Source organism: Alcanivorax sp., assembly GCF_017794965.1.
In the GTDB taxonomy this organism is placed as follows: Bacteria; Pseudomonadota; Gammaproteobacteria; order Pseudomonadales; family Alcanivoracaceae; genus Alcanivorax.
On the sequence record NZ_CP051240.1, the window covers coordinates 2,728,804 to 2,748,902 of the forward strand.

General features: G+C 59.8%; 16 protein-coding genes. 14 read left to right on the forward strand and 2 right to left on the reverse strand.

Translation table 11 applies throughout. The annotated features are described in order from the left end of the window. Nucleotides 1-40 precede the first annotated feature (40 nt). The 8 genes from HF945_RS11975 to HF945_RS12010 all read left to right on the forward strand — a co-directional run bounded on the left by HF945_RS11975 (nucleotide 41) and on the right by HF945_RS12010 (nucleotide 10,382). Nucleotides 41-1,000: a ribose-phosphate pyrophosphokinase gene (locus tag HF945_RS11975; RefSeq protein WP_290522831.1), complete on the forward strand. Its 960-nt coding sequence runs from the start codon at nucleotides 41-43 to the stop codon at nucleotides 998-1,000. 261 nt (nucleotides 1,001-1,261) lie between these two features. Beyond that, on the forward strand, nucleotides 1,262-1,906 hold the full coding sequence (locus tag HF945_RS11980) for a 50S ribosomal protein L25/general stress protein Ctc (protein ID WP_290522832.1): 645 nt from the start codon (nucleotides 1,262-1,264) through the stop codon (nucleotides 1,904-1,906). A gap of 8 nt (nucleotides 1,907-1,914) precedes the next feature. Continuing rightward, nucleotides 1,915-2,502, forward strand: a complete 588-nt coding sequence (pth, locus tag HF945_RS11985) for an aminoacyl-tRNA hydrolase (protein WP_290522833.1) — start codon at nucleotides 1,915-1,917, stop codon at nucleotides 2,500-2,502. Between the two features lie 487 nt (nucleotides 2,503-2,989). Then, entirely contained in the window at nucleotides 2,990-4,081 is a 1,092-nt protein-coding gene (gene ychF, locus HF945_RS11990) for a redox-regulated ATPase YchF (RefSeq protein WP_290522834.1), read from the forward strand. Between the two features lie 300 nt (nucleotides 4,082-4,381). After that, nucleotides 4,382-5,611: an ATP-binding protein gene (locus HF945_RS11995; RefSeq protein ID WP_290522835.1), complete on the forward strand. Its 1,230-nt coding sequence runs from the start codon at nucleotides 4,382-4,384 to the stop codon at nucleotides 5,609-5,611. A gap of 45 nt (nucleotides 5,612-5,656) precedes the next feature. Beyond that, nucleotides 5,657-5,944 (forward strand): hypothetical protein, encoded by a 288-nt coding sequence (locus tag HF945_RS12000; protein ID WP_290522836.1) that lies wholly within the window; start codon nucleotides 5,657-5,659, stop codon nucleotides 5,942-5,944. Nucleotides 5,945-6,060: 116 nt separating this feature from the next. Then, nucleotides 6,061-7,794 (forward strand): DNA methyltransferase, encoded by a 1,734-nt coding sequence (locus tag HF945_RS12005; protein ID WP_290522837.1) that lies wholly within the window; start codon nucleotides 6,061-6,063, stop codon nucleotides 7,792-7,794. Beyond that, nucleotides 7,794-10,382 (forward strand): DEAD/DEAH box helicase family protein, encoded by a 2,589-nt coding sequence (locus HF945_RS12010; protein ID WP_290522838.1) that lies wholly within the window; start codon nucleotides 7,794-7,796, stop codon nucleotides 10,380-10,382. Before HF945_RS12005 ends, HF945_RS12010 begins: the two co-directional genes overlap by 1 nt. Before the next feature lie 118 nt (nucleotides 10,383-10,500). Here the strand turns inward: HF945_RS12010 and cysE are convergent, their stop codons facing one another. Together cysE and trmJ are read right to left on the reverse strand one after the other, a co-directional pair. Then, complete coding sequence (cysE, locus tag HF945_RS12015; protein WP_290522839.1) at nucleotides 10,501-11,268, reverse strand: serine O-acetyltransferase; 768 nt, start codon at nucleotides 11,266-11,268, stop codon at nucleotides 10,501-10,503. Between the two features lie 52 nt (nucleotides 11,269-11,320). Then, a complete protein-coding gene (gene trmJ, locus HF945_RS12020; protein ID WP_290522840.1) occupies nucleotides 11,321-12,094 on the reverse strand; it encodes a tRNA (cytosine(32)/uridine(32)-2'-O)-methyltransferase TrmJ in 774 nt (257 codons plus the stop codon). Between the two features lie 157 nt (nucleotides 12,095-12,251). Here trmJ and HF945_RS12025 point away from each other — a divergent pair, with 157 nt between their 5' ends. From HF945_RS12025 to HF945_RS12050, 6 genes are all read left to right on the forward strand, one after another. Continuing rightward, on the forward strand, nucleotides 12,252-13,070 hold the full coding sequence (locus HF945_RS12025) for an inositol monophosphatase family protein (RefSeq protein ID WP_290522841.1): 819 nt from the start codon (nucleotides 12,252-12,254) through the stop codon (nucleotides 13,068-13,070). Between the two features lie 274 nt (nucleotides 13,071-13,344). After that, a complete protein-coding gene (locus tag HF945_RS12030; protein WP_290522842.1) occupies nucleotides 13,345-14,802 on the forward strand; it encodes an NAD-dependent succinate-semialdehyde dehydrogenase in 1,458 nt (485 codons plus the stop codon). A 171-nt stretch (nucleotides 14,803-14,973) separates the two neighbouring features. Continuing rightward, the gene (locus HF945_RS12035) at nucleotides 14,974-16,101 is read left to right on the forward strand and encodes an isocitrate/isopropylmalate family dehydrogenase (protein WP_290522843.1); all 1,128 of its coding nucleotides are present in this window, start codon (nucleotides 14,974-14,976) and stop codon (nucleotides 16,099-16,101) included. 34 nt (nucleotides 16,102-16,135) lie between these two features. Next, nucleotides 16,136-17,383, forward strand: coding sequence for an aspartate aminotransferase family protein (locus tag HF945_RS12040; RefSeq protein ID WP_290522844.1), 1,248 nt, complete (start codon nucleotides 16,136-16,138; stop codon nucleotides 17,381-17,383). Nucleotides 17,384-17,558: 175 nt separating this feature from the next. After that, nucleotides 17,559-18,530 carry a D-2-hydroxyacid dehydrogenase gene (locus HF945_RS12045; RefSeq protein WP_290522845.1) on the forward strand — a complete coding sequence of 324 codons (972 nt, stop codon included), beginning with the start codon at nucleotides 17,559-17,561 and terminating at the stop codon, nucleotides 18,528-18,530. Nucleotides 18,531-18,613: 83 nt separating this feature from the next. Next, nucleotides 18,614-20,020 (forward strand): amidase, encoded by a 1,407-nt coding sequence (locus tag HF945_RS12050; protein WP_290522846.1) that lies wholly within the window; start codon nucleotides 18,614-18,616, stop codon nucleotides 20,018-20,020. Nucleotides 20,021-20,099: the final 79 nt, after the last annotated feature.

Here is a 20,099-nt window from a genome sequence, read left to right on the forward strand (position 1 = left end):
CGGCATAATACACGACAGGTCATCACGAAGAGAGGCGCCAGTGTCCAAGCTCGTCGTTTTCACCGGTAATGCTACCCCCGAACTGGCCCGCTCGATGGTCAACCACCTGAATCTGCCGATCGGCAACGCCGATGTGGGCACCTTCAGCGACGGCGAAGTGGCCGTCGAGATTCAGGAAAATGTCCGCGGCAAGGACGTGTTCATCGTCCAGTCCACCTGCAACCCCACCAACAACAACATCATGGAACTGCTGGTCATGGCCGACGCTCTGCGTCGCTCCTCCGCTGGCCGGATTACTGCCGTGATGCCGTACTTTGGTTACGCCCGTCAGGATCGCCGCGTGCGCTCCGCCCGTGTACCAATTACAGCCAAGGTGGTGGCCGACATGATTACCACCGTGGGCATCGACCGGGTGGTAACCGTTGACCTGCACGCCGACCAGATTCAGGGGTTCTTCGATATCCCGGTAGACAACGTCTACGCCACCCCGCTGATCGTGGCCGATATCGAGCGCCAGAAGCACGATGACCTGATGGTAGTCTCCCCGGATGTGGGCGGTGTAGTCCGCGCCCGTGCCCTGGCCAAGCAGCTCAACGATGCGGACCTGGCCATCATCGACAAACGTCGGCCCAAGGCCAATGTTTCCCAGGTAATGCACATTATCGGTGAAGTAAAAGGCCGCACCTGCATCCTCGTTGATGACATGGTCGACACCGCCGGCACCCTGTGCAAGGCCGCCCAGGCCCTGAAGGACCACGGTGCCGCCAAGGTATATGCCTATATCACTCACCCGGTACTGTCTGGCCCCGCCATCGACAACATTGCCGGCAGCGCCCTGGACCAGCTGGTGGTCACCGACACCATCCCGCTGTCTGAAGCCGGCCGTTCCTGCGACAAGATCCGGGTACTCAGCCTGGCACCGATGCTGGCTGAAACCATCCGCCGGGTGAACAACGAAGAGTCCCTGAGCGCCATGTTCGACCGGCTGGAGCTGGTTTAACAGGCCGCAGCACGCTTCACGCTGCACGCATCAACACGGAGCAGGTTTTCTTGATCTGCCAAGCCGGAGGCCGCGCACCAGACCTGGGCGCGGCCTCTTGCGTTTCAAACCTGACCCCACTTGTCGCGTTGTTGCATGGTGCGTGTTGCGTGTTGCCGCCCGAAGGGCCATAATCGCGCCCCCGCGGAATCCTCCGTGGTTTTATCAACCTCTCTGGCCGACCTGGTCGCGGGAAGCCTGAGAGCATACTGGAGACAGACCATGTCCAATGAATTCCTGCTGAATGCAGAAAGCCGCAGCGATACAGGGAAAGGTGCGAGCCGCCGCCTGCGTCGTCTGCAAGAGCGTGTTCCCGGCATCGTTTACGGTGGCGACGCCGAGCCGCAGATGATCAGCGTTGAACTGCGTGAATTGAAGAAGGCCCTGGAGAACGAAGCCTTCTACAGCCACATCCTGACCCTGAAGATCGACGGCAAGGAAGTACAGGCGGTTCTGCGTGACCTGCAGCGCAACCCGGCCAAGGGCTTCCCCACCCACGCTGACTTCCTGCGTGTGGACAAGACCCACAAGATCACCATGAACGTACCGCTGCACTTCATCAACGAAGCCGCCTCCGTGGGCGTGAAGCAGCAGGGTGGCGAGATCCAGCACAACATTTCCGAAGTGGAAGTGAGCTGTCTGCCCCAGGATCTGCCCGAGTTCATCGAAGTGGACATGGCCGACGTGGAGCTGAACGCCATCGTTCACCTGTCTGACCTGAAACTGCCGAAAGGCGTGGAACTGACTCAGCTGGCGCTGGGCGACGACCACGACCAGCCGGTTGCTGCGATTCACGCGCCGAAAGTTCGTGCTTCCGAGTCTGACGACGAAGCCGGCGAAGGCGAAGAAGCCGCCAGCGAAGAATAAGACCCGACGTGGCGGATCCGGTTCGACTGATCGTAGGCCTGGGCAATCCGGGCCGCGAATACGAAGACACCCGCCACAATGCCGGCGTCTGGTATGTGGATGCCCTGGCTCGACGCCAGGGCATCTTCCTTACCGAAGACAAGAAATATTTCGGCCTCACCGGCACCTTTACCTTTGAAGGCGAAACCATCCGCCTGCTGGTACCGACCACCTTCATGAACCGCAGTGGTCAGGCCACCGCCGCTCTGGCGAACTTCTTCAAGATTCCCGTTACGCAGATTCTCGTCGCCCACGACGAACTGGATCTTCCCCCCGGCACCGCCCGCTTCAAACAGGGTGGCGGTCACGGCGGTCACAACGGTCTGCGCGACATCATCAGCAAGCATGGCAACAGCCGTGACTTCTACCGCCTGCGCCTGGGCATCGGCCACCCCGGCTCTGCCGCACAGGTCACCCCCCATGTGCTCAACAAACCCTCCAAAGCCGACCGCGATCTGATCGACCGCGCCATCGACGAAGCCGTCTACTACACCCCGGACCTGCTGCGCGGCGACCTCAACACCGCCATGAACAAGCTGAACGGGTTTAAGGCGTAAGAGCCGCACCAGGCAGACAACAACACGAAGCCCCCTGTCAGTTTTGAATGCTTGCGTTCCGCGCTGCTGCGCCAGCACGCCCCTCTCCAGGCTTTGTGGGAGATTCAGGCAACCCGGCTAATCCACACATCCAGCCTCGCAGCCGCTGTAGGAGCGCCGTTCAGGGCGCGAACCGAGCGCAGCGAGGCGACCGAAGGGAGATTTTTTTCAGTGATCTGTCGTGAGTTGAAGTTCCTGATCATGTCTCAGTAGCGCTCAACACTCGAAACCGTCTCTGGAATGCCTACCTCGCTTAGGCTCGGATCGCTTGCAGGCAAGCTCCTACGGGTTATAACAAGGACATGTGCCAGCAGCATCTCAGCCCGGCCAGGCTGAGCAGAGGCACCTGTCCCCTGCTCCCGCCAGCAACCGCCCTTTCCGCCCTGCGGTGGTCGCTTTTTCAGCCCGTGTTCAGTAGCATTGCGCCCTCGAATTACGGAGGTCTGTCATGGGTTTCAAATGCGGTATCGTCGGTCTGCCCAATGTGGGTAAATCCACCCTGTTCAACGCGCTCACCAAAGCGGGGATTGATGCCGAGAACTTCCCGTTCTGCACCATTGAACCCAACACCGGCGTGGTCCCGGTGCCGGATCTGCGTCTGAACAAGCTGGAAGCCATCGTGGACCCGGAACGGGTGATGCCGGCGACCATGGAGTTTGTGGATATCGCCGGTCTGGTAGCCGGTGCCTCCAAGGGCGAAGGGCTGGGCAACAAGTTCCTGGCCAACATCCGTGAGACCGACGCCATTGCCCATGTGGTGCGCTGCTTCGATGACGAAAATGTGATCCATGTGGCCGGCAAGGTCTCCCCCCTGGATGACATTGCGGTGATCAACACCGAGCTGGCCCTGGCCGATCTGGACACTGTGGAAAAGGCTCACCTGCGCGCCACCAAGGCGGCCAAGGGACAGGACAAGGATGCCAAAGGCCTGCTGCCCATCCTGGACAAGCTCATGCCCGCACTGAATGAGGGCGAGCCGGCCCGCTCCGTGGAACTGAACGACGATGAGCGCAAGACCCTGAAGAGCCTCAACCTGCTTACCCTCAAGCCCACCATGTACATCGCCAACGTGGATGAAGGCGGCTTCGAAGACAACGCCCTGCTGGACGCCGTCCGCGAACTGGCCGAGAAAGAAAATTCCTCCGTGGTACCGATCTGCGCCAAAATCGAATCCGAAATCGCCGAACTGGACGATGAAGAAAAAGCCGACTTCCTGGCAGATCTGGGCATGGACGAGCCAGGCCTTAACCGGGTAATTCGCGCCGGCTTCAGCCTGCTCGGTCTGCAGACCTACTTCACCGCCGGCAAGAAAGAAGTCCGTGCCTGGACCGTAAAAGTCGGTGCCACTGCCCCCCAGGCAGCCGGTGTCATTCACACCGATTTCGAAAAGGGCTTCATCCGCGCCGAAGTCACCGCCTACGATGACTACATTGAGCACAATGGTGAAGCCGGTGCCAAAGATGCCGGCAAGTGGCGCCTGGAAGGGAAGGACTACATCGTCAAGGACGGCGACGTAGTGCACTTCCGCTTTAATGTGTAAAAGCCGCTGCACGCAACACGCATCAGGCAACACGTAAACCAAAAGGCCGCACCCTTCCGGGCACGGCCTTTTTGTTTTTCGCTATCAACTGCCTTCTCAATTCGTCAGCCCCAGGGGTTCGCCTTCCCCGCCTGTTCCATTTTGCAGGCAAATATTGATTTTTGCCTGCAAAATGGAACATCCAGACCTCTGGCATCAACCCGATTAGCGACAAGTCAATTTCAACCAGACGGCATATAACTTTCAATTGGACGCCACAACACTTACAGTTAGACGAAGAAATCGCACCGGACGCACTCCATGCACTACCCCCGTTTTTCGGAAAACCAACTGCTGGAAGCCCTGGAGGACTCCCCCGTCGTCCTGCTCCATGGCCCCCGCCAGTGCGGCAAAACCACCCTTGCACAGGCCGTAGGCGCAGCAACGGGTTACCACTACATCAGTTTTGACGATGACAACCAGAGCCAGGCAGCCCAATCAGACCCTGTGGGTTTTGTGCAGTCTTTACCGGAAAAAGTGATTCTGGATGAAATTCAGCGCGTACCATCGCTATTTACCAGCCTCAAGGCCGCCGTCGACCAGCATCGCCAGCCAGGGCGATTCATTCTGACCGGCTCCGCCAACGTACTGTTATTACCTGCACTGGCAGACTCGCTGGCAGGACGAATGGAAGTGATACGGCTACGCCCTCTTGCCTGCTGTGAAATCACTGGCCAGAAACCAGACCTGCTGCAACGGATATTCCAGGCCAACCTGATCAGTAACCCGGGCCAGCAAACCCGGCTGGGCGAAACCCTGCCCGAACGGATCTGCCAGGGCGGCTATCCCAGTGCCATTTCCCGGCGCACCGAAAAACGCCGCACCAACTGGTATCGAGACTACAGCCAGGCCCTGATCCAGAGAGACATTCAGGACCTGGCCAACATCCGCAACCTCGGCAGCCTACCCAAACTACTCAGCCTGTCAGCCGGGCAAACCGCGCGGCTGTTCAACGCCAGCGAACTGGCCGCCCCCTTCTCGCTCAGCCGCCCCACCATCCGCGAATACCTGACGCTGCTGGAACAGATTTTCCTTATCGAGCAGCTGGAACCCTGGCACAACAACCGGCTAAAGCGACTGGTAAAAACGCCCAAATTGCACCTTGTCGATACCGGCTTGGCCTGCGCCCTGCTGCGGATCAGCAGTCAGGACCTCTGGCAAGACAAGGCCCTACTTGGGCAGATGCTGGAAACCTTTATCTACCAGGAGCTGCGCAAGCAGGCCGACTGGCACGCACAGGAATTACACTTCAGCCACTACCGGGACAAAGACAAGCTGGAAGTGGACATCATCATTGAGCAGGGCCGGCAACTGGCCGGCATCGAGATCAAGGCCGCCGCCACCGTCACCCAGAGCGATTTCAAAGGCCTGAAACGCCTGCGCGACATCACCGGTGACCGTTTCGCCGCTGGCGTACTGTTCTACGATGGCGATACCATACTGCCTTTTGGGGAAAAGCTGTTTGCTGTGCCGGTCAGCGAGCTAACTTGATAACGTCCCCATGACCACCAGAACAAACCAACAAGAAGGTACACCGTGTCACGACTGACAGACCTGATTGCCCAGACCAAAGCCAAAGACCCTGCCCTGGGCGAAGAACTGGAGCGGGAAGTGAAGGCCCTGCGCAACCGCCGCGCCTTTGGCCTCAATTTTGAGCGTCATGCCCCGGAAACCGTGGAGCTGCCTGGCAGGCCGGTGCGCCGTGGCGACAAGGTGCGGATTACTGCAGGGGATAACGCCAGCGACACGATCTGGCGTGTGCTGCGCGTAGAACGCGCACAAGCAAGCAAGCAAGCAAGCAAGCAAGCAAGCAAGCAACGATAGCCCCGCTGGATTCAGACGCAACTCCTGAAGACATTGTTTCCTGCCCCATTGACGACCTCACCGTCGTCGCCGAATTCCGTGACCCCATCTACCCCGGCCTGATCTCCACCGGCCGCGTGGAGCGCGGTGGCGACAAGCCTTACCACACCATCATCAACGCCGAAAACTTCCACGCCCTGCAAACCCTGCTCTACACCCACGAGGGCAAGCTGGACGCCATCTATATCGACCCGCCCTACAACACCGGTGCCAAGGACTGGAAATACAATAACGACTACGTAGAAGCCGACGATGCTTATCGTCACTCCAAGTGGCTGGCGATGATAGAACGGCGGCTGAAGTTAGCCAAGCGGCTGTTAAATCCGGAAAACTCCGTGCTGATCGTAACGATTGATGAGAAGGAGTATTTGCGGCTGGGGATGTTATTGGAGCAGACATTTCCAAGCGCTGAAATTCAAATGGTGGCAACAGTTATTTCTCAGCGTGGCGTTGTCCGTGATAGCGGTTTTTCAAGAGTTGATGAGTACATATTCTTTATCACTTTCGGTAACGCTACAGCAGCCCTGCTCACGAAAGATTTGTTGGGGGCAGTGGAATCATCTAAAAAGCGGCAAATGTGGTATCAATTTCGAAGAAACGGTGCAGGGTCACTCAGGGCAGACTCGCCTAACCTATTCTATCCCTTACTAGTTGACCCGAAGACCCGACGAATCGTTGAGATCGGGGACCCGCTGCCGGCCAACCAACCACGAGAAAGCTATGCCGTACCGAAAGATCTCACTGCTGTCTGGCCATTACGAGAAAATGGCGTGGAGGCTCGTTGGCGAACCGGCGTTGACATAGCTAGACGAAACGCCGAATCAGGTTACTTACGAGTAGGAAAATATGACGAGTCCAAAGGGGTTTGGTCCGTTCTAATGATTAACGAAGGAGGTGTACGTTCGATTGAAGAAGGAGAAATATCGATAGTTGGCCGAGCGGAAAGCGGTGAAGTCATACTTGGTGAAGCAAATCGTGCTGAATTCCATGCAAAGAGTGTTTGGAATTCATCAGCCCACGATGCTGGATGGCATGGCAGTCGTATGCTCGCCTCGATCATGCCAGGGCGACGCTTCCCTTATCCAAAATCTCTCTACGCCGTCGAAGACGCTCTACGTTTATTTATCAGCGACAAACCCAACGCCACCATATTGGACTTCTTCTCAGGCTCAGGCACCACTGCCCATGCCGTGATGCGTCTAAACAAACAGGATGGCGGGCAGCGTCAGTGCATCAGCATTACCAATAACGAAGTCAGCGCCGACGAACAGAAAACCCTGCGCGAGAAGGGCCTACGGCCCGGCGATGCGGAGTGGGAAGCGTTGGGAATTTGCGATTACATCACCAAACCGCGCATCCGTGCCGCCATTACCGGCCAGACCCCGGAAGGCGAACCCATCAAGGGGGATTACAAGTTTACCGATGAATTCCCCATGGCCGACGGCTTTGAGGAAAACGCCGAGTTCTTCACCCTCACCTATGAAGCGCCCCGGCCCATCGCCCATAACAAGTCATTCAGCATTATTGCCCCGCTGTTATGGCTGAAGGCCGGCGCTCGCGGCAAGCGCATCGACAAACGCTGTGACGACTTTGCCGTGGCCGATACCTATGGCGTGCTGTTCGACCTGGATGTCACCGCCGCTTTTATTGCGAAACTCCACCAGGCAAAAGACTGCCGCATGGCGTTTATCGTCACCGACGATGACCGTGGCTTTCAGACCGTGTGCGCAGAACTGCCGCCCGGTATCGAGGCGGTGCGGCTGTACGAATCCTACCTGACCAACTTCACCATCAACACGGGAAGGGACTGATGCGCTATACCCTCAAGGATTATCAGGATGATGCGGTTGGCGATGTGCTCACCAACCTGAAGAAAGCGGCCCGTGACTGGAAACAGGATGGCGATACCTCTGCCTTTTCCCTGACGGCCACCACCGGTGCCGGTAAAACCGTGATGGCGGCGGCAGTGATCGAGTCCCTGTTCGATGGCAACACCGAGCACAATTTCGAACCGGACCCGGGTGCGGTGGTGTTGTGGTTTACCGATGATCCGTCACTGAACCAACAGACCCGCCTGAAACTGATGGATTCCGCTGACCGCATTCCGCCGTCCCGGCTGATGGTGATCGAGAACACCTTCAGCCAGGAAAAGCTGGAAGCCGGCAAGGTCTATTTCCTTAATCAGCAGAAACTGTCCAAAAACTCCCTGCTGGTGAAGGGTGGCCCTGACGCCGACGACGCCGATACCCAACAGAATCTGCAGGGCATGCCGCCCCCGGACAATCGCGCCCAAACCCTGTGGGAGACGCTGCGCAACACCATTGAAGATGACACCCTCACCCTGTACCTGATTCTGGATGAGGCCCACCGGGGCATGAAATCGTCCACCCAGCGAGCGCGCAACGAAAAGGCGACCATCGTTCAGCGACTGGTGAATGGCGCCAATGGCGTGCCGCCGGTGCCGGTGGTCTGGGGCATCTCAGCCACGGTGGAGCGCTTCGATCAGGCCATGGCGCAACAGCAGGGCCGCACCCAGCGGCCCAACATTGTGGTAGACCCGGCACGGGTGCAGGAATCCGGGCTGTTAAAAGACGATATCCGTCTGGATTTTCCCACCGAGCAGGGCACCTTTGACACCACCCTGCTGGCCCGTGCCGTGCGCAAGGTAAAAGAGGCCAGCGAACACTGGCAGAAATACGCCGAGCGGGAAGATGTGACTGACGAGCAGGTCATCCCCCTGCTGGTGGTGCAGATGCCGAACACGCCGTCGGACGAACTGCTGCAACTGGCGTTCAGTACCATTTACGAGCACTGGCCCGAACTGCCCAGCGATGCCATGGCGAACGTCTTTGGCGATCACAAGGATATCGGTCTCGCGGGATTCAATGTTCCCTACATTGAGCCTGAACGGGTACAGGATCGACCCCATATCCGCATCCTGTTTGCCAAGGACGCCATCTCCACCGGCTGGGACTGCCCCCGTGCAGAAGTGTTTGTATCGTTCCGACCCGCCCAGGACATGACCTACATCACCCAGTTGCTCGGGCGCATGGTGCGCACACCACTGGCGCGCCGTATTCCCGGTAACGATCTGCTCAATTCCGTGACCTGCGTGCTGCCGCACTTCAATCGGGCCACCGCCAAGGCGGTAGCCGAAACCATGATCGGTGATCGCAGCCATGATGAAGACGGCAGCGGCGGCGGGGATGGCCGTCGGGTACTGATTGCCCCGGTGGACATGACGCCCAACCCGGCAATTCCGGAGGCGATCTGGCAGGCACTGGATTCGCTGCCCACCCACACCTTGCCCAGAAAAGCCGCGCGACCGGTGATTCGCTTTACCGCCCTGGCCCAGGCCCTGTCACAGGATGGGCTGCGAAAGGACGCCCTGAAAGAAACTTACAAGGAACTGTGCGCAGTGCTGGATGGCATTACTGCCCGACACAAGGACCGGCTGATCGCCGCCCGCGAGGACGTGCAAAAGCTGGATGGGGAAACCCTGCTGGTCTCCGTGAAGCAAAAGGCGGTGAGCGAAGAACGCGGCGCCTTTATGGAGTTGGCCGATGACAGAGCCATCGATGCGGATTACAAAGCGGCCGGCAGGCTGCTGACACAGGAACTGGCGAAACGCTACGCTGAGCATCTCGCGGACGAGGAGGACGATGACACCTTGCTGGATGCCCACATCACCGTGGCCGCCCTCGGCAAAATGCAGGATACCCTTACGGCGCTGGATGAAGAAGCGGACAAGCTCTCCCGCAGCTGGTTCGACCAGCACCGGGTCGATATCAAGGGGCTCAGTGACGAACGGCAAGTCAGTTACGACCGCATCAAGGGCATGTCCCCCGACCCGCAACGCATTGATATCAAACGCCCCCGAGTACGTACCGAAGAAACCCAGGATGAAGACGGCAATCCGCTGGATACCCGCTCCCTGCACCTGATGGCCGATGAGAACGGCCAGTTCCCCGTCGCCACCCTCAACGAGTGGGAAATGCAGGTTCTGGACAAGGAAATGGGCCGCAACGGCTTCCAGGGCTGGTATCGCAACCCTTCCAGAGCCTCCGATGATGCGCTGGCGGTTGCCTGGCAGGACGCCAGCGACAATTGGCGGCGCATGTGCCCGGACTTCCTGTTCTTCCATGGCAGCGGCGAGGACATCAAAGTCTCCATCGTCGACCCCCACGGCCAGCACCTGAGCGATGCCCTGCCCAAACTACGCGGCCTGGCCACCTTTGCAGAAAGCTTTGGTGAGGAATTCCACCGCATCGAAGCCATTGCCAAAACAGGGGATCAATTGCGGGTACTGGACCTGAAGAAAGCCAGCGTCCGGGAAGCCATCAACAGCGCCCAGGATGCAGAATCGCTTTACGCTGGACCAGCAGGAAGCAACTACTGAGTCTGTGAAGCCTCCGCTCCCACAGAAACAGCCCCCTCAAACAAAAAGGCCGCACCCTTCGAGCGCGGCCTTGTTGTTTTCGCTATTCATTATTAACTGTTAACTATTAACTGCCTTTTCAGTCAGTGCCGCCCGCATTCACCGGTTCGAAGTCTTCATCCTTCAATTCCGGCAACTTTTCGTCGCAACCCTGGATCCCCTGCTTCTTGAGGTTGGTGCATACCCGGTCCAGCTTGTTATCCACAGCATGCATGTGGTCCAGCAACAGGTGGATGGCTTCGGCCACCGGATCGGGCATGTCGTTGCTGACCCCGTAAGCCTGGAAACCAATTTTTTCGGCCATTTCCTGACGGGTCTTTTCCTTTTCGGTGAGCGGCTTGTTGATGACACGCCCCGGAATGCCGACCACCGTGGCCCCTTCCGGCACCTCCTTGGTCACTACGGAATTGGAGCCGATCTTGGCATCCTTGCGCACAATGAAGGGGCCCAGCACCTTGGCACCGGCGCCCACCACAACACCGTCCTCCAGGGTGGGGTGCCGCTTGCCCTTGTTCCAGCTGGTGCCGCCCAGGGTAACGCCGTGATAGAGCGTCACATCATCACCAATTTCCGCGGTTTCCCCGATCACGACGCCCATGCCGTGATCAATGAAGAAACGACGGCCGATCTGCGCCCCGGGATGAATCTCGATCCCCGTGAGCCAGCGGGAAAACGTGGAAATAACCCGCGCCAGCTGCTTGAAATTGCGACGCCACAGAGCATGGGCCAGGCGGTGAAACAACACCGCATGGAGCCCGGGGTAGTTCAGCAACACTTCCAGGGTGTTACGGGCCGCCGGGTCCCGGTGGAAAACCGACGCAATATCCTCACGAACTCGATCAAACATAACTACCTCATCTCGGGCCTTAGCCCTTTTGGATGCGCCAACCCCGAAGGCGTTACGGGTTGCCGCCCTCCTTCATCTTCTTTTCCAGCGCCACCAGCACACCACGCAAAATGCTCATCTCCATTTTGTCCGGTCGGGCACGCATAAACAAACGGCGCATACGGGTCATCACCTGGCCGGGCTGCTGCGGGTTCAGGAAGCCGCTCTGCTCCATGACCGTTTCCAGATGATCGAGAAAACCGGATACCGCTTCGTTGGTGGCCAAGGGCTCATCCCAGAACATTTCCGGCAACGGCATGGCCTCACGACGGGAACGGGACTCTTGCAGGTCAAACTCTTCCCCCAGCAGCGCCATGCGCAGCTCATAGCTGATCAACTGCACCGCCGAGGCCACATTCAGCACCCCGTATTCCGGGTTGGTGGGCACGCTCACGTGCAGGTTACAACGACGAAGCTCGTCGTTGGTGAGCCCCCGATCCTCGCGGCCGAACAGCACGGCAATACGGGTTTCCTCAGGCTCGTGGGACAGCTGGGCCGCCAGCTGGCGGGGCGTCAGGCAGGGCCAGGGAATGCGACGCTGACGGGCACTGGTACCAATCACCAGAGTGGCGCCTTCCAGCGCTTCATCCACGCTCTGGCATACCTGGGCCGCTTCCAGCACATCCCCGGCGCCCGACGCCCGTGCGGTGGCTTCCACACTGGGATAGGACTGCGGCTGCACCAGACGCAGATCAGACAGGCCCATGGTCTTCATGGCCCGGGCAGCGGCCCCGATATTGCCGGGATGGGTGGTTTCCACCATCACGATACGCACATTTTCCAGCATCAGTGTTCCTGTACAGAGGTCTGGTCGTAAAAGATGGCAATGTTATCATGAGCGCTGCCCAGAACGCCCGGGCTCTGCTACAATCCGCGCCCCGGTCAGGCCCTGCCTGTATCCCGGCGTTCTTTGACAGCCCTACTGACTTATTGAGGACAGACGCATGCATGCGCCGCAAGTGAATATCGCCCTGCGAGCCGCCCGTTCCGCGGGTAACCTGATTCGACGTGCTGCGGAAAGCAGTGATCCGGTGTCTGTCACCAAGAAGGGCATGAACGACTTCGTTACCGAAGTGGATCGTGCGGCTGAAAAGCGCATCATCGAAACCATCCTGAAAGCCTATCCGGACCACGGCATCCTCGCCGAGGAATCCGGCATCATCGAAGGCAAGGGCGAAGGCGTCGACTACCAGTGGGTGATCGACCCCCTGGATGGCACCACCAACTTTATCCACGGTTTCCCCCAGTTCTGTGTGTCCATTGCCCTCAAGTACAAGGGCAAGGTAGAGCATGCCGTCATCTATGACCCGAACCGCGACGAGGAATTCACCGCCAGCCGCGGCCGTGGCGCCGCCCTCAATGGCCGCCGCATCCGCTGCACCAACCGTCCGGGGCTGGACGGCTGCCTGATCGGCACCGGCTTCCCCTTCCGCAAGGATCAGGCCCCGTTCATGGACGCCTATCTGGGCATGTTCGCAGACATCGCCGCCAGCACCGCAGGCCTGCGCCGTCCCGGCTCCGCCGCCCTGGACCTGGCCTGGCTGGCCGCCGGTCGCCTGGATGGCTTCTTCGAATTCGGCCTGGCCGAATGGGACATGGCCGCTGGCGCCCTGCTGATCACCGAAGCCGGCGGTCTGGTGGGCGACCTGAGCGGTGGCCACAAGTACCTGGAGAGCGGCGGCGTCGTCGCCGGCAGCCCGAAAGTCTTCAAGGGCCTGCTGCAAAAGATCAAACCGCACCTCACCGACGGTCTACGTAGATAAAAGCAGCAGCAAGCTACAACGCGGCTCATGCCCGGTGCCAACCGACACCACCTGAGCCGCGCCTCACTCTCTTCCCAGGCCCGCCGAAAACGCACGCTGAATCGCGGCCACCTACAGCCCGCGTCCACTCCAACACAAGCCCGCGTTGTTGCGTGTTGCGTGATGCGTGTCGCGTCAAATCCTTAGACCCCAAACCGATTTTTGCAATTGAGCATGGACTTCTGCGCCTCCTTTGCTAGCGTGAAAGACAGACGCTTTCGCAAGGAGACCCGGAATGACCGTAGTGAAGCTTTCTGAGCAGGCCCTTTTTCGTGAGCAGTGCTACATCGGCGGCCAATGGTGTGACGCTGATGACGGCAGCACCATCGAGGTAGACAACCCGGCCACCGAAGCCGTACTGGGCAAGGTGCCGAAAATGGGTGAGACCGAAACCAACAAGGCAATTGACGCTGCCAACGCCGCCTTCCCCGCCTGGCGGGACAAAAGTGCCGCAGAGCGCGCCAACCTGCTGGAAGCCTGGCACGACCTGATGATGCAGCACCAGGACGATCTGGGTCGGTTGATGACCCTGGAACAGGGCAAACCGCTGGCCGAAGCCAAGGGCGAAATTGCCTATGCCGCCTCTTTTCTGAAGTGGTTTTCCGAAGAAGCCCGCCGCGCCTATGGCGACACCATTCCCGGCGCCAAACCTGGCCAGCGCATCGTGGTTATCAAACAGCCCATTGGCGTCACCGCCGCGATCACCCCATGGAATTTCCCCTCTTCCATGATCACCCGCAAGGCCGGCGCCGCCCTGGCGGCGGGCTGCACCATGGTGGTCAAACCCGCCAGCGCCACCCCCTACTCGGCACTGGCCTTGGCCGAACTGGCCGAACGTGCAGGTATCCCTGCCGGGGTCTTCAATGTGATTACCGGCAGTGCCGGCGCCATCTCCACCGCGCTCACCGATTCCTCCATTGTCCGCAAACTGAGCTTTACCGGCTCCACCGAGGTGGGCAGCAAATTGATGGCCCAGTGTGCCAAGCATATCCAGAAAGTCTCGCTGGAACTGGGCGGCAACGCCCCCTTCATCGTCTTTGATGATGCAGACCTGGACAAGGCCGTGGAAGGCGCCATGGCCAGCAAGTTCCGCAACACCGGCCAGACCTGCGTGTGCGTGAACCGCTTCCTGGTGCAGGACAGCGTGCACGATGCCTTCGTGGAAAAACTCAAGGTCGCCATCGAAGCCATGAAGATCGGCGATGGCCTGGAAGAGGGTGTCACCCAGGCAGCACTGATCAACCGCGGTGCCGCAGACAAGGTCATGGAACACATCGAAGATGCCCTGGGCAAAGGCGCGAAAGTGGTCACCGGCGGCCAACGCCACGAGAAAGGCGGCAGCTTTGTGCAGCCCAGTCTGATCACCGGCGTCACCCCGGACGCACAGCTCTGTCTTGAAGAAACCTTCGGCCCCCTGGCCGCTGTGATCACCTTCAAGAATGAAGAAGACGCCATTCGCATCGCCAACGATACCCCCTACGGCCTGGCAGCCTACTTCTACAGCAACAATATCCATCGTTGCTGGCGCGTTGCCGAAGCCCTGGAAAGCGGCATGGTGGGTGTCAACGAAGGCATCATCTCCAACGCCGCAGCACCATTCGGCGGCGTCAAGGAATCCGGCCTCGGCCGGGAAGGTTCCCACCAGGGCATGGATGAGTACCTGGAAGAGAAATACCTCTGCATGGGGAGTTGAAAATCAGGAGCGAGTTGAAAGTTTAAAGTTGAAAAGCGCGACTAACCTGCTTGCGGACTGAAAGTCACTGCCCGCGCAAAGGGCTGCCGCGCGAAATTCAACAGCCTGAGAACACGACAACCGTGCCTCGCGTTTTAACTTTCAACTTTAAACTTTCAACTGGAGACATGGATGACCGAAACGCTGAAGATTGCACTACTGCCCGGTGACGGTATCGGCCCGGAGGTAATGACCGTTACCGCGGAGATCCTGGCCGGACTGGTATCGCGCTTTCAGCTGCCAGTGGAAGCACAGACCTTTGCCTGGCCCTCCCATGACTGGCACCAGCAGCACGGCCAGATGATGCCGGAAGACGGGGTGGATCAGCTGCGCGCATTCGATGCCATTCTGCTGGGCGCCCTGGGCGACCCGGGGCCCATTGATGACCCGAAGCGCTATGTGCTTTCCGACAGTGTTTCACTAGGACCACTGCTGGCCCTGCGCAAGGAACTGAACCTGTGGGCCTGTGAGCGTCCCGCCCGCTGGTTGCCTGGCGCCCCCCAGTACCTGGCCGACACCCGCGCCAATGACGTGGACATGCTGGTGATCCGGGAAAACAGTGAGGGCGAATACAGCAACCAGGGCGGTCGACTGCGCGCCGGCACTCCCAGCGAAGTGGCCACCCAGGTAGAAGTGTTCACCGCCGGCGCCACCGAACGATTGATTCGCCACGCCTTTGAGCGGGCCCGCCAGCGTGCGGCACAACGCCCTGCCCCGCGACAGTTCAAGGACGACAGGCACGCTCAGGTCTGCCTGATCACCAAGCGCAATGCACAACCCTTCTGGGGCGACCTGTACACCGAAACCTTTACCCGTATTGCCAAAGAATACCCGGATGTGGATACCCACCATGAACTGGTGGACGCGGCGTGTATGAAGTTCGTGCAATGCCCCTGGCGCTTCGACGTGGTAGTGGCCAGCAACCTGCACGGCGACATCCTTACCGACCTGGCGGCGGTGCTGTGCGGCGGCCCGGGGCTGGCGCCCTCTGCCAATCTCAACCCGGCGGACGAACGCATTCCGGCCCTGTTCGAGCCAGTGCATGGCAGCGCGCCAGACATTGCCGGTCGCAACCTGGCAGATCCCAGAGCCACCCTGATGAGTCTGGCCATGTTGCTGGATTATCTGGCTCCCAAACATCCCGCTATCGGTAATGCGGCACAACATCTGCATGACCTGATTGCAGAGGATATGCAATACGCTTTCTCGGGAACACGAGAAACCGGGCAACGACTGAGTCAACGACTGGCGGCGGGATAACCCCGCAGCCAAAGCGCGACAGAAAGGAGGCGCCATGAGTCATCTGTCCCCCCTGCTGGTACAGTCCAGCGGCATTTGTGCGGAGCGCGGCGAAGGTAGCTGGCTCTACGACAAGGACGGCACCCGCTGGCTGGATTTCACCTCCGGCATTGGTGTCACCGCCACCGGCCACTGCCACCCGAAGGTGGTCGCGGCCGCCCAGGAGCAAGTGGCCAAGCTGGTTCACGCCCAGTACGCCACGGTCAAGCATCCCAACATGCTGGCACTGACTGATCGCCTCTACAGTCATCTTCCCAAACACATGGATGCGGTGGCGTTTTCCAACTCCGGCAGCGAATCCGTGGAAGCCGCCTTCCGTCTTGCACGCCAGGCTACCGGGCGTCCCAACATCGTGGTATTCCGCGGCGGCTTCCATGGCCGCACCATGGGGGCGGCCTCGCTGACCACCTCCAACAACAAGGTGCGCACCGGCTGGGCGCCCTTGATGGCCGGCGTTTCCGTGGCCCCCTTTCCCCACGCCTACCGCTATGGCTGGGACGAAGACACGGCAGTGGATTTCTGCCTGAAAGAGCTGGACCACCTGATGATCACCGAGTGCAATCCCAAGGATACCGCCGCCATGATCATCGAGCCGGTGCAGGGTGAATACGGTTACTACCCTGCCCCGAAACGCTTCATGGAGGGCCTGCAGGCACGCTGCAAGGAACACGGCATCCTGCTGATCGTGGATGAAATCCAGGCCGGTTACGGACGCACTGGCAAGTTCTGGAGCCATGAACACAGCGGCGTCAGTGGCGACATCCTGATCACCGCCAAGGGCCTGGCCAGTGGTTACCCGCTGTCTGCCATTGCTGCCAGCAAGGAACTGATGGAACACGGCTACCCCGGTTCCCAGGGCGGCACCTATGGCGCCAACGTGGTGGCCTGTGCCGCTGCACTTGCCACACTGGATGTGATCGAAGAGGAACAGCTGGTAGCACGGGCGGACAAACTGGGCAACCAGCTTGTCAGCCAGCTGGAAGGGCTCAAGGCGGAGCACGATTGCATCGACGAGATCCGAGGTGCCGGTCTGATGCTGGGCGTGGAAATGGTCAGTGCCCCGCATACCCCGGATGGCGACCGTGCCGCGCGCATACTCAAACATTGCGAGCAGAACGGCATGCTGATGCTTCGCTGCGGCAGCCACGGCCAGGTGGTTCGCTGGCTACCGCCGCTCACCGTCACCGAAGCGGAAATGGAACAGGCCGTCAGCCTGTTCGAAGCCGCGCTGAAAGAGACCTGAGTTAAAAGTTGAAAGTTTAAAGTTCAAAAGCGCGCCCGGATGCCCGCTGTAATTAAGGCGTCCGTGGCCGCGCCCACCTCTAGTTGAGCGCGGGCATGGCCCCTGAGATAGAGATAAGCCCTCCCGCGCCTTTCAACTTTAAACTTTGAACTTTCAACTCAACCAAGGAGTTTTAATGACACAACCCACCATCACCGTGCTGCTCGCAGAAGACGAACCCAGCCTGCCCGGTCTGGATTCCCTTTCCGGACAGGCCGAGGTGCGTGAGGCGCGGACCCGTGCCGAGCTGGAAGCGGCGCTGCCCGTCAGCGACGTTCTGGTGGTAACAGATTTCCGCACCGAGATGTTGGCTGAGGTCTGGCCGGAGAACTGTCCGGTGCGCTGGGTACACGCTACCAGTGCCGGGGTGGATGCCCTGATGATTGATCCGATTCGCCACAGCGACATCGTGGTCACCAATGCCCGCGGCATTTTCGACCGTGGTATTGCCGAATACGTGCTTGGCGCCCTGCTGATGTTTGCCAAGGACACCCTCACCAACCTTTCCCTGATGAAGGAACACCGCTGGCAGCATCGGGAAACCGCGCTGCTGCGAGGCACGCGTGCCGTGGTGGTCGGTGCCGGGTCCATTGGCCGCGAAGTCGCCACCCTGCTGGGCGCACTGGGCGTCAGCGTCGCGGGAACGGCCCGCAATGAAAGGGAGGATGCCGCCTTTGAAAAAGTGCATGCCCAGCAGGATCTCCCCGCACTGCTAGCCGATGCTGACCACGTGATCATTACCGCCCCACTAACCCCGGATACCGAAGGCCTGTTCGATGCAGACCAGTTCCTGCGCATGAAACCCGGCGCGGTGCTGGTCAACGTGGGGCGAGGCCCCATTGTCGAAACTGGCGCGCTGCTTGCAGCGCTTCAGAGTGGCCGCCTGGGCGGCGCCGCGCTGGATGTGTTCGAAGAAGAACCCCTGCGTGCCGATCATCCACTATGGGACGAGCCCAACGTGATGATTTCCGCCCACATGGCCGGTGACTTCATCGGCTGGCGGGCGGCACTGGGGCAACAATTTGTCGATAACTTTCAACGCTGGCAGAACGGGGACAAGTTGAATAACCCCGTCAGCAAGGAACATGGCTATGTAAGTAACGCTTGAAGCCAGACGCCGGATGCCTGACACGGCAAACCTGCGCCGGCTTCTGACTCCAAGCGACGAGCGTCAAACCAGGAGGTACGCCGATGAGCAAGGAACTACTGACCATGAGTGCCCAGGCACTCAAAGCCGCTTACCAGACCGGAGCTCTGTCGCCGGTGGAAGTCTGCTCCAGCCTGCTGGACCATATTGAAAAGCACGACGAGGCGCTCAATGCCTGGTGCCTGATTGACCGTGACACCACACTGAACTGGGCCCGGGAGTCCGAACAGCGCTATCAGGACGGTAAAGCGGAAGGGCTGCTGGATGGTATCCCGGTGGCGGTCAAGGATGTGTTCCTCACGCCCATGTGGCCCACCGTCAAAGGCTCCAGGACCATTGATCCGGAATCCACCCTCAACAAGCGCTCCCCCGCCGTTGCCGCACTGGAGCGTCACGGTTATGTCCCACTGGGCAAAACCACCACGCCGGAATTTGGCTGGAAAGGGATCACCGACAGCCCGCTCTGCGGCCCCACCAACAACCCCTGGGACCCGAGCAAGACTGCCGGTGGCAGTAGTGGCGGTAGCTCTGCCGCGGTTGCCGCGGGCATGGCGCCGCTGGCGCTGGGTACCGATGCCGGCGGCTCCATCCGTATTCCCGCCGGTTTCTGCGGCATTGTCGGCCACAAGCCCACCTTCAGCGAGGTGCCCCACTGGCCTGCCAGCCCCTTCGGCACTCTGGCCCATGCTGGCCCCATGACCCGCACCGTGGCAGATGCGGCGCTGATGATGAACGTGATGACCGAAGCGGATCCCCGCGATAGCCTGGCAGCCCCCCGTCGCCACATCGATTACGTCAAGGAGCTGCATCAGCCCATGAAGGGGCTGCGCATCGCCATGAGTCCCAATCTGGGCTACGTGGACGTGGATGCGGACATCGACAAGGCCTTCAAGGAAGCTGCCAAGGTGTTCGAAGCCCTTGGCGCCATCGTCACCGAAGCCGACCCGGGCTTCAGTAACCCGCTGGCCGCCTTCAGCCACCTTTTCTACAGTGGTGCCGCCAATGCCATGCGCGACCTCGGCGATCGCCAACGCAGCCTGATGGATCCGGCTCTGGTGGAAGTGGCTGCCAAGGCAGAGAAGCTCAGTATGCTGGATTACCTCGGCGCCATGAACGAGCGGATGGCGGTAAGTGAACGCATGGCGGTGTTCCACACCAGATACGATCTGTTGATCACACCCACCCTGCCCATCGAAGCCTTCGACACTAACCGTGAAGTGCCGGTGGACTGGCCCAGCACCCGCTGGCCCACATGGACGCCGTTTACCTACCCCTTCAACATGACCGGCCAGCCAGCGCTGTCAGTCCCCATGGGGCTAAACAGCAATGGTCTGCCCATGGGCCTGCAAATTGTCGGCGCCCGCTTTGACGACGCGCGGGTACTGGCCGCCGGCCACGCCTTCGAACAGGCACAACCATTCGTTCACCTGCCGCCGATGCTGCAGGATTAAAAGGTTACCGCGGGGTGCACGCGGACAACGCGGACACTGCGGTAAACACGCTAGCAAGTTGAAAGTTAAAAGTTGGAAC